The organism is Anaerobutyricum hallii DSM 3353 (assembly GCF_000173975.1).
Taxonomy (GTDB): Bacteria; Bacillota; Clostridia; order Lachnospirales; family Lachnospiraceae; genus Anaerobutyricum; species Anaerobutyricum hallii.
The window spans coordinates 1-15,524 of record NZ_ACEP01000020.1; the positions used below are offsets into that span (position 1 = coordinate 1).

Below are 15,524 nucleotides of genomic sequence, written 5' to 3' on the forward strand. Positions count from 1 at the left end.
AGAAGGAAAAATATAACTTCTGATTTGCCGCAGGCAAAGGAGACCCTCCCAAAGAGAGACCATACCCTATATTTGTGACTTTAGTCGCTGCAGGTTGAATGTTCGCTTAACCGCTTGCATCCAACCTTTGCTCTGAGGCCACAAATATAGGGTATGGTCTCTCTTTGGGAGCTGTCTTTGGCGATTGGAGGAAAATCAGAATTTATTTTTTGAGGAAAGAGAAAAATCCCTTCTTCTCATATGGTTCTTCTTTTATATCGAGGACTTCATATCCTGTTTCAGAAATTGCTGCTTTTAATTTGTCAGAGTCAATCGCCTGGTTTGCAACAATTACTGTCTCTCCCTTTTTATGAGAAGATGTAACCTTTTTTACATTGAATTTCTGTCTAATCGTATCATTTACATGGCTCTCACACATTCCACAGGACATTCCGTCTATTCTTAAAGTAAGCTGTACCATTTTAATCTCTCCTTTTATAATATAGTTTTCCCAGTATTTTAATCGGAAAATACTATTTTATTATAAGCATTCCTTATAATTGAGGCAAGAGGAGGTATTGAGAAAAATTATCAGGCAATTACCTTAGCTTGTCGTTGGTTTAATTATATACTTCAATACAGCAAATCCTCCATCATCTTATCCACATCATCATAGCCCTTCCCCATAGATGGATTTTTTATTTTTCAACATCTAATGGTATTTCGTAATAATCCTCTGCCTTATATGTTTCGCTGTCTCCTGCCGATTTTTTAAAGAATAGCAATGCTTTTATCTGTTTTACTTCCAAAATCTTTTTTGTTGTAACTGTTTCGGTAAATTTTCCATATAGTTTACCTGAGCTACCTGTTTCAAATTGCTCTCCACTTCCATCTACAACACTTTCATAAGTATAAACTTTTCCATCTTTCATCTTTACGCCTGCAAAGGAAGGTGGCTGATGCTCCCCATTCATGTCAGCATATTTACAGCCTTTTGGATAATCTGAAACGAGTTCCAAACCTAATGCAGAAATTTCTGCACTGACAAGTTTTACACCTGTGTTTCCAAACTCTTTATTTATGTCAAATTTCTGACTTTCATTAGAACCTTTTAAAATCCATTCCAGATTTAAGAATTCATTTTCCATGTACTCTATTTCCAATGGTTCATCTGTAAATACCGTTCTTTGACCGGCTCTTAAAATATCATTACATTTGTTAATAAGAATCCGGGTCATCCATGTCCGAAAAAACCGATTTTTCTTTAGCGTATCTATCTTTTCCCAGCATACAAGAATTGTATCTGAAATAGCATCCGCTACATCTTCATCCCTCGATAAAATAGAACGGGCAACCTTATACATATTTTGCATCTGCGATTCCATAAGTTCTGTAAAAGCATCTGCATCCTTCCTCTTCGCCCTTTTTACAAGACGTGTAATTTCCATAATTTACTCCTTTTTAGCATTTAACAATTGTTAAAATAATAAAAATCATTGTTCGATTTCTGTTATAAATCACATGTGTACTGAAAAGCTTTTTGTCGCTTCTACTTATTAGACGAAAGAAAAAGAAAAAATGTCGCAAGAAAAAAAGAAAAACTAAAAAATATATTAAAAAAAGAACTTCATCATATATTAACTCAGCAAAAAAACTATCGACTTCATCCACAAATCCCTTCAAAGATAGAAAATATATAATTCTGTTCAACAAAACAGATAATAAAAATGAATGATTTCTATTCAACAAAAATAGATAAAAAATGAATAATTTCTGCCCAGCAAAAAACAGAAACCGAAAAATACCATAGCATCCTATCTGTGGCCTCGGAGCAAGTGTTGGATGCGAGCGCCTAAGCGAACATTCAACACGCCGCGACTAAAGTCACAGATAGGATGCTATGGTATTTTTCGGTTTCGTCTGTTATGGAAGATTTCATCTGTTATACCAGTTTCCGTCTGTTATAGAAAGCCCCCTTTTGTTAGCAAATCATTTTCTATACCTATATCCACATTTCCTCTTCGATCCAGTCCAATGCCTCTTCATAATCTTTCCGTGCTTCCTCGATTTTCAGAGGGTCCTGTCTGTCAAGGATTCTCTCAAACTGCTGGGTTACCATCTCAAGCTGTTCTCTGAGTTCTCCTGTGGTTTCTTCATAAAGCCGTTCACCGCGAAGAAGGAGGACTTTATTTTTCTCCTGTTCTCTTGGCGGGATTTTAAGATAAGAAAGTTCCCTCATGCGGGCTTTCATCTCTTCTTCTGTCATGCTGTTTTCCTGATTCTTTATGAGACGGGTTACGGTCTCTCCTGTGGAGACGATTTTAGCCTCGACTTCAAGTAACGCATTAATATCATAAGTATAAGTAATGTCAATCTGTTCCTTTCCAGCCTCGTTATCCGGGACGGTAAGTTTTAATGTTCCAAGGGAAACATTGTTTGAGGCAAATCGGCTCTCGCCCTGTAATATGTGTATTTCTACCTGTGTCTGGTGATCGTAAACAGTAAAAAAGTGCTGGGTTCTGCTCGCCGGGATTACGGTGTTTCTCTCGATAATCGGGCAGAAATGATTACCTTCTAAATGGTCATTCTCTGTCTTCACAGATACTTCCGTTCCAAGAGTAAATGGGCAGACATCGGTAAGGATGACTTCTTTTACCGGTTCTTTTCGCTCCTTCATCGCTGCCTGGATTGCCGCTCCAAGTGCAACTGCCTCATCCGGGTTAATGCTTGTATCCGGTACTCTGCCAAATAATTTGCCGACAAACTTACGGACAAGCGGCATTTTTGTTGTGCCGCCGACTAAAACAACTTCATCAATTTCCCGCGCCTTTACACCAGCATCAGAAAGGCTCTTTCTTACTGGTGTTTTGATGCGATCTAAAAGCTGGCTACTCATCTTCTCAAAAGCACCTCTTGGAATCAGTGTTTCTACTTTTTCCCCATTAACAGATGCCTGCATCCGGTAAAAGCCATCTCCTGTGGCATTGCATTTGCTTTTTTCTGCCTGATTACGATAATAAGACTTCTCTTTTAGTGAAAGACTTTCTTCTGTAAGTCCGTGTTCTTTATAAAATTCCTCAACAATCAGATTTGTAAAGTCCTCGCCACCAAGATAATTATCTCCTGCAACAGCCCTTACCTCAAGAATATCGTCAAACAGCTCAAGGATGGACACGTCAAAAGTGCCGCCGCCAAGGTCAAAAACAAGAAAGCGGGTATTATCATTTTTCTGATAAAGGCCATAAGCAATCGCTGCCGCTGTCGGCTCACTGATAATTCGCTCGACTTTCAGTCCTGCCAACTCTCCTGCCTGCTTTACCGCTTTTCGTTTTACCTCATTAAAATATGCCGGAACACTGATAACTGCCTCTGTTACTTCCTCTCCAAGATACACTTCCGCATCTTCTTTTAAAGAACGAAGCACCATTGCTGAAAGGTCGGTTGCTGTAAAAATTTTATTTCCTAACTTAAATTCCTTCCGGCTTCCCATACTTCTCTTAAATAAATTTGCGGTCTGGTCTGGATAAACCGCCATTCTCTCTAACGCTGTTTTTCCTACATAAACCTGATCATTTTCATCTATGCTGACTACTGATGGAGTCAGTCTTTCTCCTAATCGATTTGGAATAATTTCAGGTCCATGTTCTGTATAATACGCCGCAAGAGAATTTGTTGTTCCTAAATCAATTCCAATAATCACCGTGTTTCCTCCTGTAATCTTGTTAAAATCTGCGCTTTTCGATAAACAATCTCTGCCCATTCCTCTTCGTCCATCTCCGATTGTAAAGACCAGCCTTTCTTTTCTAATTTTTCAAGAATGGAAAGTGCCTTTTCTAAATCTTTTCGGCTCTTTGCTCTTATTGCAATATATCTTGCCCGAAGTAGTTCAAGTTCATCACTGTTTGCTCCATTTTCTTTTGCCAGTTGAAGGATATCTTTCACTCTGTCCTGTTCGCCAAATGACAGATACATACGAATCAACGTACAGTATGGTCTTGCATGGTATGGATACAGAGCTGTCGCTCTCTGATAATCATTGATTACTTCCTGGTACCTTCCAAGATACAGACAGGCTTCCTGACGAAGCAGATATGCAGGATAATACTGTGGGTCAAGCGCAATAATTTTATCGCAGATATCAAACATTTTTGCATATTCCTTTTTTCTGCGCCAGATATCCGCCGCTGTATGGTAATAACTTACTTTTTGTGAAAAATCCTGCTCCGCTTCCACCGCTTTTTCTATGTAATCCATTACTTCTAAAAGACTGCCTTCCTGTCCATCAAGAATCAAATCTGCCTTTGCAGAGGCAATCGTATAATATGCATAGCCAAGGCGTGCCATCTGTCTGGTCGTTTTCTTTGTTCCATCTGGACGAAGCTTTTGTATTGCGTGAAGCCACGGAACAAGATGTTCTAACGCTTCTGCATCCTTATTAACCGTTAAGAAAATTCTACCCTTTAAGTTGTGGTAGTCAAGATAATGCTCCTCATCTGGAACAAAGCCATCCATCAGCGCAATGCCATCTTCAAATCTGGAATTCTGATAATAGCACCATGCAAGTTCCATAAGACCATCCTGATCTAAAAGACTATCTTTATATTTTGGCTCCAATTCCGCTATCACATACACATTTGCCTTGTTAAGATCTGCCACAAGCCGTTCATCTACCGGGCTTTCTTCTAACAAATCAAGAATAGACTCTCTTGCCTCTCGGTAGCGTCCCTCATGAAGTATTGATTCCATCTTTCCGGTTCTTGCAAGAAATGATTCCGGATGTGCTTCTAATACCGCATCGTACAATGCAATCGTTCCATCCCATGTATCTTTTTCCTGACAATATCGTCCATAGCAGCATACAATCCGTTCTTCCTGTGGATACTTCTTTGCAAGAGAGCGGAAAATTTCACCGCCCTCTTCCTGCTTTTTCCTCTCTTCATCACTGTAAAGAAGCCTTGCCTTTTCTAATAAAATATAAGGATGGCAAATATCATAATTTGCTTCTATAAAATGATATTCTTCCCACGCTTCTTTCCGCATACCAAGATCTGCATACTGGCGAAGCTTATGGTAATGTTCGATATAATCGTCGACGTCCTCACTAACATCACCCTCAAATAATTCATAATTTAACGCACCATTATAGCGGACAACCTGCTGCAAAAAGTCAACGTAAGGCTCTGGAAACAGTTCTAGGAGTTCCTTTCGATTTCCTGTAATAGAAAATGTCTGATCAATCTTTTTCCATACTGGTGATGGCAGACGGAAATTCTCCATTAAAAATACAAGAAATCTCTGGCGTACTTCCTCGCCGCTTTCTAAGCTGATACAGATATCTTCTGAAAAAAGCTTTTCCCACTCCTGCTCGTCAATTCTCCGATAAAAATCTTTGTAAAGCTGTTCGCACCGGGAAATAAATTCCTCTGCCGGAGAAAGATTTTCTGGCTCTTCTTCCTTTTGTCTGGCGTATTTTAACGCTTCCTCATAAGCTTCCCTCAGACGCTTAAATCCGTCCGGGTCATCTTCCGGATTCACCGCATGAAGCCTCGCCCGATATGCTTTCTTAATTTTCTTTTCTTCTTTTGTCGCTTCTATTCCTAATGTGTTAAAAAAATCATTCATCTTTACAACTGTCCAAATACTTCTCCTATTTTATCGTTAATGACTAAATCTGCCTGTGAATCTCTCTGTGTCGCTGACTTATTAATTAAAATGAGGTGGCTTCCCTTAAAATAATCAATGAGTCCCGCTGCTGGGTACACAACTAAAGAAGTTCCTCCAATAATAAGAACATCTGCCTGACTAATATAGTGAATGGTCTTGGAAATGACATTTTCATCAAGCCCTTCTTCATATAAAACAACATCCGGCTTAATCAGTCCGCCGCACTCGTCGCATTTTGGTGCACCCTCGCTGTTTTTTACATAAGCAGCATCAAAAAACTTGCCGCACCGCATACAGTAATTTCTGTGAATACTTCCGTGGAGCTCTAATACATTCTTACTTCCTGCCATCTGGTGAAGCCCGTCAATATTCTGCGTCACAACCGCACGACATTTTCCCTGTGCCTCCCACTCTGCAAGCTTATAATGTGCTGCATTCGGCTTGGCATCGAGTGCCATCATCTTATCTTTATAAAAATCAAAAAAGTCCTTATTTCGTTTCATGAAAAAGGTGTGGCTAACGATGGTTTCCGGCGGAAAATCATATTTCTGGCTGTATAGTCCATCTGTGCTTCGAAAATCTGGAATACCACTCTCTGTAGAAACACCGGCACCTCCAAAAAATACTAGGTTATCTGTCCCATCAATAATTTCCTTTAACTTTTTGATTTTTTCGTTCATAACATGTACCTCCTTACATCACTGTATCTATATACTTGTTAAAAATATTTCTGCCAAAAATTACTTTTCAAACACGCTCTATATCAAATCATAAAAATAAGCACATTCACAAGCCCTAATATAAGGCCAATCACCGCTCCAAGATTTACAATCGCACCAAGTTCCTTACTCATAATAGAAAGTACCAGTTCCTCAACTTCTTCTACTTTCATCGCATTGATCCGCTCCTCAACTACAGCTGAAAGCTTTAAGGAGGAAAGTAATGCCGGCAGTTTTTCTTCTATGATTCTCTTATAAAGCCTCCAGAGAAATTCCGGGTCGTAAATTCCCTTTTCTTCAAAGAATCCTGTTACTTCCGGTATTGGCTTTGCCTGTAATTCTTCGGATGCTGCCACTACCTCTTTTTCGATATAGCCTCTGGCATTCTCTGCTATGTAGGCATCAATCCCTTCCTGAATCTGTCCGGCGATTTTCTCAATAAAAGAACCGCCAAGCATCATCCCAAACATGGAATCCGCAAGCTTTCTCTGTGCCTCCTGCACTACCTTATCTACGATCAGCTTACCCGGCTCCATCGCAATAACTTTTTCTGAAAGGAAGTCTGTTAAATCTTCTTCAACCGATGCAGCAAAATCATCCACTTTCTCTTCTTCCACAATCTTTACTGCCGCAGAATGAAGTGTATCTTCAGATCGTTTTTGTTCTTCTACCCATGCCTGTATATGACTTTTAAACTCTTTTTCTGACTCTTCAGAAAGAAGCTTCTCTCCCATATACTCTGGTGTTAAAAGCTGTGTTTCCACGACATTACCAACGGCTTTTGCCAGCCTTGCCTGTCCTCTTGGAATTACGCCTGGTGTAAAGGGAAGTCTCTTTCCAAATACCCTGACTTCCTTTCTCGGGCGAAATAACATCTTTACCGCGATCCAGTTTGTCACATAACCAATAATTGCCCCGATAATTGGTGTGACAATATATTTCCACATAGTTTATTCCTCCTTTTTCAGAGTACATTCAACATATTTCTGAATAATTACATATTATCATATCCTGTTGCAAATGCAAGAATCAAGTCAGGATTCCGCTTCTTCCACTTTATCATTATCTAAGCCATTCCAGAAATTCTCCAAAACCTGTCCGCAGTTATTCCGGTTCACCGCATAATAGCTCTCCCATTCTTCCGGCAACAGGCTTTGATTATCCCTTTCTAAAAAACGTTCATCCATTAAAAGAATCGTTCCCACATCTTCTGCTGTCCGAATCACTCTTCCAGCAGCCTGCAGCACTTTGTTCATTCCCGGATACCGATACGCATAATCATATCCTTTTTTTTGCTGTCTGTCAAAGTATGCCCGTATGACTTCTCTCTCATTACAGATTTGTGGCAGGCCAGTTCCCACAATCAGCACGCCGATAAGACTGTTTCCTGTAAGATCAATACCCTCTGAAAAAATACTGCCAAGAACACAAAAACCGATAAGCGGCTTCCCTGACTGTTCCCGAAACTTTTCAAGGAAAGCTTCCCTGCTTCTTTCTTCCATCGAAGGTTCCTGCACAATAATTTCCGAAACCAGCGCAAGATTGCTTTGTTCTGCCATCCCATACACGCTGGTAAGCATTTCATAGGAAGGAAAAAATATCATATAGTTCCCCGCCTTTTTTTCTAAACAAAGTTCCAGATAACGAATCATTTTTCCGTATTCCCACTCGCCTCGTCTCGTATAGCGACTCGTCACATCTTCCGTGATGGCAAGAAGCCGATTCTCTTTCGCAAATGGCGAAGCTATCTGGTATGCCTCAAAGCGGTTACCGCCGAGAAGCTGCCTGTAATACTGCACTGGCAAAAGTGTTGCCGAGAAAAAAATACTTGAACGGCTATTTTCAATATATTCCTCCAGCTTATCAGACGGATTCACACAAAAAAGCCGTAATAAAAAGTCTCGTCCCCGCTTCTCACTATAAATCTCATAACCGCTGTCCATACTGTCTAACATCATATAGAAATGCGTAAGCTTAAAATAAAATTCAACAATCTCCTCGCGCTCCGAAAAATTATCGTGGTCAGCAAGATATTCTTCTAAGGGCCCAATCAGATGAAAAATAGGAAAATACATCGCATCCACATTCTCATGTAATCTGAAACGGGTCCCATCTTGTGCCTGCTTTTCTAACTTTCTGAGTGCCATAACACAATTACCTAGCTTTTTAAATAAAAACCGGTTCCTGTCCTTAAAATATTTTTTCGGTACTTTAAAGTCACTCTTTGCAATGTCTGCGCTATACATCTCTCTCGCCCGGTCAAGCAAGTTATGGGCTTCATCAATAAGATAAATATTCTGCCGCAGACTTCCTTCTATAAGACTCTTTCTATTTACATGCGGGTCAAATACATAATTATAATCACAAATAATACAGTCCGCCCACACCGCTGCCTCAAAAGACAGTTCATATGGACAAACCTTATATTTTTCAGCAAATAAAAGAATATTCTCCCGGCTGATCTCGCACTCTGCAGTAAGCAGTGCATACAGTGCCTCGTTAATCCGGTCAAAATGTCCTTTTGCTCTCTCACAACTTTCCGGATTACACTGCATCTCTTCCTGAATACAAATTTTTTCTTTTGCCGTAATCGTTACTGCTGAGAGAAATAATCCCTGCTTTTTTAGCAGCTTTATCGTATCCTCCGCCACTGTCCTTGTAATCGTCTTTGCCGTGAGATAAAAAATATTTTCTGCTTTTTCTGCTCCAAGTTCTTTTAGGGCAGGATAAAGCGTAGAAATCGTTTTTCCAACTCCTGTCGGAGCTTGCAGGAAGATGTGCTTTTTATTCTCCATCGCCTGGTAGGCAATTGCTGTCATTTTCTTTTGCCCCGGCCGAAAAGAAAAAGGAAACTGCAATGCCTGAATGCTTGCATTTCTCTTTTCCCTTGCCTCTACATAATACGCTGCCCACATCCGGTAAGCATCCAATACTTCCGCAAACCACAAAGATAACTCTCCCATAGTATAACAATAAAAAATTCTCTTTATCTGCTCAGTTTCTAAATGACAATATGTAATTTGTACCCCTATCTTCTCTAAATCCTGCTTCGCTCCATACATGTACGCATAACACTTTGCCTGTGCCAAATGTAAAATGTCTGCTTCCTCTATCTCTTCCACATCGCGATATACACATTTAATTTCATCAACATAGGTAAGTTTTTCTTCATTACTCTCTATCTGATTCATCCCATCAACATCACTAAGCCTATCCTTATTAACCTCTGTTTTGTCAATTCCATCGGCTCGTCCTTCTAAAACTAAATCATACCTTTCTTCCTGCCATTCCATTTTCAGAGGAACTTCGCTCTGATAAGTCGCTTTCTGCCCCCGTTGTATCTTTCGGTGCAGCCTGCTACCCTCAAGCATTGCCTCCGGGCTGGCACTTACCGAGGATCCCGTCGTAATATCGCCACCTCGAAATAAAAATTCTACCAGATGCCGCACCGAAGTTTTTACGACACCTTTCTGATAGGACAACATAATACAGTCCTCCTTCTTTTTGGATGCTCTCTAATACTTTTTTGTCATTCTTTCTTATTTCATAAAAATTCTTTTATTATTTACACTATAATAAATTACGTTTTTCATATTTATTTCTTTTGAATGAAATACTGTCGTAATTTTCCTACTTATCTTTTCTTTCCTGTCTACTGTTTTCTCCCTGTATACAGCTTTTTCTGATTTCTTTTTATTTCTTTCCAATGTTCCCAGGAAAATCTTTTACATAAAAGAAAATGCCCACAATGAGGGGCAAAACTCATTGTGGACATTCTCCGTATAATACTAACCTTTAACTTAGGGGATTACTTTAATTATAATACAATACTTCTCTAAAAATTTCATGCCTTTGTAGGGGAATTTTTTGTTCAATTTTCAAGAAATTATTGATATTCGTATTAAGATAACAACATTCTTTCATTTGAAATAAAAAATTCTCTTCTTATCGTCTATGAATTCCCAAAATCTTCTCATGAAAACAACTACAAGAAAATTCTCAAAACGCATACTTCATTCTCTTCAAAGTTTTACTGTTTTTTCCCTGAAATGTATTTGAAAAAGGCTTCTTCTATTTATGATAACTGTCCAAGAATTGCAGGAATTAACTGTTTCTTTCTGGATACCACTCCTGGAAGTTCTGCGGAGCTGTCTTCTACGGTTGTCTCAAATGCGTTCTCAATAACTTCTTTGCACATCTCTCCTACCATTAATAATTCTGTAGATTCATTAATGATATCTGTCATCATAAAGAATACCATATCAAGACCGTAGGAAGTACGAACCTCTTCCATGTAAGGGAGAAGTTTTCCTTTACATGCAGAAAGTTCTTCCTTATTCATGGAACTGATCTGACCTACACCAAAGTTAATGTTAGAATCATTGAACTTCTTGAAATCCTGATAGAAGATTTCTTTTGCAGATTTTTCTCTTAAATTACTTCCGGCATCAAACATATCTCTTGCATACTGCTCAATGTCGATATGTGCGATAGATGCAAGTTTTTCTGCAACAAGATGGTCAAGTGCTGTACATGTTGGAGAACGGAACATTAATGTATCAGAAAGAATGGCAGAACATAAAAGACCGGCAATCTTTTCTGGAATTGTGACATCATTCTCCATATACATCTGTGTGATGATTGTTGCGGTACATCCTACTGGCTGGTTTCTGAAATATACTGGAGAGTTTGTCTCAATATTTCCAAGACGATGATGGTCGATAATCTCTAAGATTTCTGCTTCCTCAAATCCGTCTACTGCCTGTGCCTTTTCATTATGGTCTACAAGGATGAGTTTCTTTCTCTCTAAATCTAATAAATTACGTCTGGAAATCATTCCTACGTAGTTACCCTGATTATCTGTGATAGGGAAATCACGGAATCTTCTCTTTGCCATAATCTCTTGAATATCATCCACATAATCTGTTGTATGGAAAGTAATCAGGTTATCTGTTGTCATGAAATAACGAACTGGCATACTGTGGTTAATGAGTCTTGCTACTGTGTAAGTATCATATGGACTTACGATGATACGACATCCATGTTCCTTTGCCATCTTGCGGATAGTTTTAGAAACAGTAGCACCCATACATACAACGATACACTGTGCATCCATCTCAATCGCACAAAGCTGGGACTCATAACGGTTACCAAGAATAACCATATCCTGTGGCTCAATATATCCCTCCATCATATCTGGGTTTGCAGCAGCGATTAAAACATGTCCTTCTTCAAATTCACCATCTAAATCACCAACAATCATCTCACCATCAATTGTCTCTACAATATTTTTATAGCTTGTACCAGCTTTGGATAAAATCATGTTGTCATATACATCCATGTCTGAATAAGCAATATCACTGACTGTAATGATTCCGGCAAGCTTTTCATCCTCAAGAATAGGAAGAGAAACGATACGTGCGCCTCTCATAATATCCCATGCCTTTTTCAGAGATAATCCAGCTTCGATACCTGCTGTTTTACGAATCTCAATATCTGTAACCTGTGGGCGGATATCATTCACATATAATGGTGCTTCCTGCTCAAAGTACTTTAATACATACTGTGTCTCTTCATTAATATGCCCTGCTCTTGTTGGGATATACTTTGCTCCCTCTTCCTGTTTCTGACTTAATTCATTCTTAAGATATGCATAAGAAATCGCAGAACAGATACTATCTGTATCTGGGTTCTTATGACCGATTACATAAACATTATTCTTTTTACTCAAATCCCCTATTTCCTTTCCTTTTTATAGTTATTATTTATACTCGCAATTCCAGAAAATACTGCAGGCAATCTGCTGAATTGTCTTGATTACATTACTTTCCAGTATGCTATAGTAAAATATCCCGGTTTATGAAAACCAGAACTCCCTGCCCTTATCATACCAGTTATTATCACACCTTTTGGGTAGTTTTCCCAGTATGTTCACAGACATGACTGGTAGTAAAAAATCTCGAACTACTGTACAAATTCTTCTATTCTTTTCCACCATCTATAATTGTAAACAAATTTTTTCTTTTTTTCAATTGTTTTTGATAAGATAAACGCTTATATTCTGCCCTCGAATATCCTTTATACTCAAATACCGGAACATTCTCAAAAATCTGTCTTACTGCCTGCTGTACTTCCTCTCTTATCTGTGCGTTCTCAAAGGACAGAATACTTACCTTTTCCTGCAGCTTTTCATAAGAACTGCCATTCTTTATCATAATAAGCAATGTTCTTACTAAAACCGTTGCCCGATAATAATTCAATCCCATCTTATCAATGAAAAGATTCCCAAGCTCACTGACTCCTCGCCACCGATTATCAATCCCTGCCGCATCACTGACATACATCAGATCTTCAAGTTTTATCGGCTTATAAGGAAGATTCTCATGCTGTCTGACATATTCAAGCAGCATATCTGGATTCTCCACATTCAGATATTGAAAATATTCATTCTTTTCGAAAGTATCTTTTAAAATCGCTCCAAACGGCCACAAAGAAGTGCGGCACTTAATAAAGAGAAGAAAATCCTCATAAGAAATGACCTTCTTAGATACTTTTAAAAACAGGGAATACAGCGTTCTTGTCTCTATAAATCCATAATAATACATGAAGCCGGTAATTATCTTTTCCCACTCATCATATACCGAGAGAAGCTTTCTGTTCTTCCTACTCTTTAACAGAAAATAAAAATTATCCTTCATCTCTTCCACAACAATAAGACGGTTCGGCTCATCTGTGACCGGATTGCCCATCTGGTAAGCTAAAAATCCAAAAATTTTTAAATACTCAATATAATTCCAGCGTTCCTCTGTCATCGCAATGACAGAATTCTCCCAGACTTCTGTTAAAAAATCTAACATTACTTTTGGCAACATAAGGAGAACCCACTTCGGCTCGGAACAAAACTCCTCTTTCAAGGCGGAAATATATGCTTCCTTCGGCAGTCCATCTTCATATTCAATTCCAATCCGGCCAAGAATTGACTTCACTGTCTGCACAGGCGTACTTTTCATAATCGTTTCTGCTTCTAAACTGCTGATGCTCACTCTCGCCTCGTCTGCTACATATCTGTCCTGCATATTCTCTCCAATCTTCCTTGCCGCCTATAAGTTCACTAAATGAAAAGCACCCTGTAAATACAGGATGCCATTCACAAGGCATGCCATGCCTCATATTCATTCGTGATTATTAATTTCTGCCACAACACTTTTTGTACTTCTTACCACTTCCGCATGGACATGGATCATTACGTCCAATCTTAGGTGGCTTAACTACTGTTGTAGAGCTTCTCTGCTCCTTATATAACTCCTTACGTCTTTCTGGAGTTAAAAGAGCATCCCACTGCTCTAAACCATATAACCAGTCAGCCTTAGCAGCTACCATATTATAGTAAAGCTTCTCTTTATCATAATCTAAAGATACCACTGTATCTGCTTCCATCTCCTCGATAGGATTTGGATTCTTAAGACTGTCATTGATTCCATCTAAGAAACCTACAAAGTAAGTAAGTTCCATGTTATATTTCTGTGCCAGTTCTGTAACTGTTCCACTTACTGGTTCTTCTGGTGTAGCAAGAATCTGTTCGTATACTGCCTTCTCCTGATTGAAATATCCAATCCAGAATTCCTGTCCTTCTCTGGTTCTATCATCATGGCTATACGCAAATTCTCTCCAATCTGTTAATAAAGACATATCTCTTTTCCTTTCTTTTCAAACGATTCCCATAATTCGCGGGGAAATATCCATATTCGGAACTATGGCATCATATATTATAACAGTATACCAAAATCTATCTAGAAATTCAACATATATTTTCTAATTTCGTTTATCTGTTTAAACAGACGCCGCCATGAAGTAGAAGAAGCTATATTTGTGACTTTAGTCGCGGCGTGTTGAATGCTCTCTTTCGCGCTCGCATCTAACACTTGCTCCGAGGTCACAAATATAGCTTCTTCTACTTCATGGTGGCTGTCTTTGCGAAAGCAGCAGCCTTAACGTTCACTAAAGACAGCCCTCCGAAAGATAAATAAAGCCACAAATATGCTTTATTTATCTTTCGGAGGACGTCTCAGGAGTCTCCCCTTGTCTGCATCAATTACTATCTTAGAATAAGAACACCTTTCCGGAGTTGTTATCGTTAATTACATAGTATGCGGAAGCATCTTCTGGTTTGAGGTAAATCTTTAAAGACTTGATATCGCTTTCTTTATGTCCTTCTTCTACATACTGCTTTTTAATTCTTTCTGTGATTACAGCTAAATTAGACTCATTGCCCTGATACTGTACATATACTTCTGGGTCTGCTGCAGCAGCTTTTACTTCTGCTACTTTTTCTTTTACAGTCTTTTCAACTTTTTTTGTAACTTCTTTTGCTTTATCTACCACTTTAGCGCCAGTATCTTTTACTGTTTCCTTTGCTGCTGCGGCTACTTCTTTAATATCAGCTTCAACTGCTTTTTCAGCCTTTGGTTCTACTTCCTTAACAGCTGCATCTTTTACTTCTTCTTCTACTGCTTCTGCTGCTTTTGTAGTAGCTTTAGCTGCTGTAGCTGCCTTTGCTGCTGCTTTCTTCTTTGCTGTTCTTGCTGTTGTTCTTGCCATAATTAGTTCCTCCTAAATTATTAGATATACCTTCTAAAATCTTTTAAAAAATTCTGAAAGTAGATTAAGGTTTGTTTAGTACATACTTTGCTATTATACATCGGAAATATTATTTTGAAAAGTAGTTTTTCCAACTTCTTACTAATTTTTTCTATAGTAATTCTACAAAATAACATTATTTTTTATATTTTATGAAAAAATTATTTAAAATAGTATCATATTTTTACGAGATTTTGTAAAATCACTATAGTTCCCGGCTGTTAAAATTAAAATATCAAAATGTTAGTTATAAAAAAAATAAGTCCAATGTTTATTCCTTTATGCTTTCTATTACATAAAAAAAACAGCGCTACCAGGATTCGAACCTGGAAATGCTGGAATCAGAATCCAGTGCCTTACCATTTGGCGATAGCGCTATATACTATAAAAAATATTTAATTATAGAAGCACGAGACGGGATTCGAACCCGCGACCCTCGCCTTGGCAAGGCGATACTCCACCACTGAGCCACTCGTGCATAAGGTATGTACCTTCAAAACCACACACAAACTATCTTTTTCTATA

11 protein-coding genes and 2 tRNA genes are annotated in these 15,524 nt (G+C 38.6%); all 13 read right to left on the reverse strand.

Annotated elements, in window-relative coordinates:
* Positions 1 to 202 precede the first annotated feature (202 nt).
* The 13 genes from EUBHAL_RS01325 to EUBHAL_RS01385 all read right to left on the reverse strand — a co-directional run bounded on the left by EUBHAL_RS01325 (position 203) and on the right by EUBHAL_RS01385 (position 15,477).
* Positions 203 to 460: a heavy-metal-associated domain-containing protein gene (locus tag EUBHAL_RS01325; protein WP_005343884.1), complete on the reverse strand. Its 258-nt coding sequence runs from the start codon at positions 458 to 460 to the stop codon at positions 203 to 205.
* Between the two features lie 217 nt (positions 461 to 677).
* Positions 678 to 1,427, reverse strand: coding sequence for a sigma-70 family RNA polymerase sigma factor (locus EUBHAL_RS14595; RefSeq protein WP_005343885.1), 750 nt, complete (start codon positions 1,425 to 1,427; stop codon positions 678 to 680).
* Between the two features lie 554 nt (positions 1,428 to 1,981).
* Entirely contained in the window at positions 1,982 to 3,679 is a 1,698-nt protein-coding gene (locus tag EUBHAL_RS01335; RefSeq protein WP_005343886.1) for an Hsp70 family protein, read from the reverse strand.
* Entirely contained in the window at positions 3,676 to 5,601 is a 1,926-nt protein-coding gene (locus EUBHAL_RS01340; RefSeq protein ID WP_005343887.1) for a J domain-containing protein, read from the reverse strand. Before EUBHAL_RS01340 ends, EUBHAL_RS01335 begins: the two co-directional genes overlap by 4 nt.
* 2 nt (positions 5,602 to 5,603) lie before the next feature.
* The gene (locus EUBHAL_RS01345) at positions 5,604 to 6,323 is read right to left on the reverse strand and encodes an NAD-dependent protein deacylase (protein ID WP_005343888.1); all 720 of its coding nucleotides are present in this window, start codon (positions 6,321 to 6,323) and stop codon (positions 5,604 to 5,606) included.
* Positions 6,324 to 6,406: 83 nt separating this feature from the next.
* Positions 6,407 to 7,309, reverse strand: a complete 903-nt coding sequence (locus EUBHAL_RS01350) for a DUF445 domain-containing protein (protein WP_005343889.1) — start codon at positions 7,307 to 7,309, stop codon at positions 6,407 to 6,409.
* Positions 7,310 to 7,396: 87 nt separating this feature from the next.
* Positions 7,397 to 9,847, reverse strand: a complete 2,451-nt coding sequence (locus EUBHAL_RS01355) for an ATP-dependent DNA helicase (protein ID WP_005343890.1) — start codon at positions 9,845 to 9,847, stop codon at positions 7,397 to 7,399.
* A 590-nt stretch (positions 9,848 to 10,437) separates the two neighbouring features.
* Positions 10,438 to 12,093, reverse strand: a complete 1,656-nt coding sequence (locus EUBHAL_RS01360) for a putative manganese-dependent inorganic diphosphatase (RefSeq protein WP_005343894.1) — start codon at positions 12,091 to 12,093, stop codon at positions 10,438 to 10,440.
* Between the two features lie 250 nt (positions 12,094 to 12,343).
* The gene (locus EUBHAL_RS01365) at positions 12,344 to 13,438 is read right to left on the reverse strand and encodes a hypothetical protein (RefSeq protein ID WP_005343896.1); all 1,095 of its coding nucleotides are present in this window, start codon (positions 13,436 to 13,438) and stop codon (positions 12,344 to 12,346) included.
* Between the two features lie 109 nt (positions 13,439 to 13,547).
* On the reverse strand, positions 13,548 to 14,051 hold the full coding sequence (locus EUBHAL_RS01370; RefSeq protein WP_005343898.1) for an SEC-C metal-binding domain-containing protein: 504 nt from the start codon (positions 14,049 to 14,051) through the stop codon (positions 13,548 to 13,550).
* 411 nt (positions 14,052 to 14,462) lie between these two features.
* Positions 14,463 to 14,960, reverse strand: coding sequence for a DUF6465 family protein (locus tag EUBHAL_RS01375; RefSeq protein WP_005343900.1), 498 nt, complete (start codon positions 14,958 to 14,960; stop codon positions 14,463 to 14,465).
* 344 nt (positions 14,961 to 15,304) lie between these two features.
* Positions 15,305 to 15,376 (reverse strand) — tRNA-Gln (locus EUBHAL_RS01380).
* A gap of 29 nt (positions 15,377 to 15,405) precedes the next feature.
* Positions 15,406 to 15,477, reverse strand: a tRNA-Gly gene (locus EUBHAL_RS01385).
* Positions 15,478 to 15,524 lie beyond the last annotated feature (47 nt).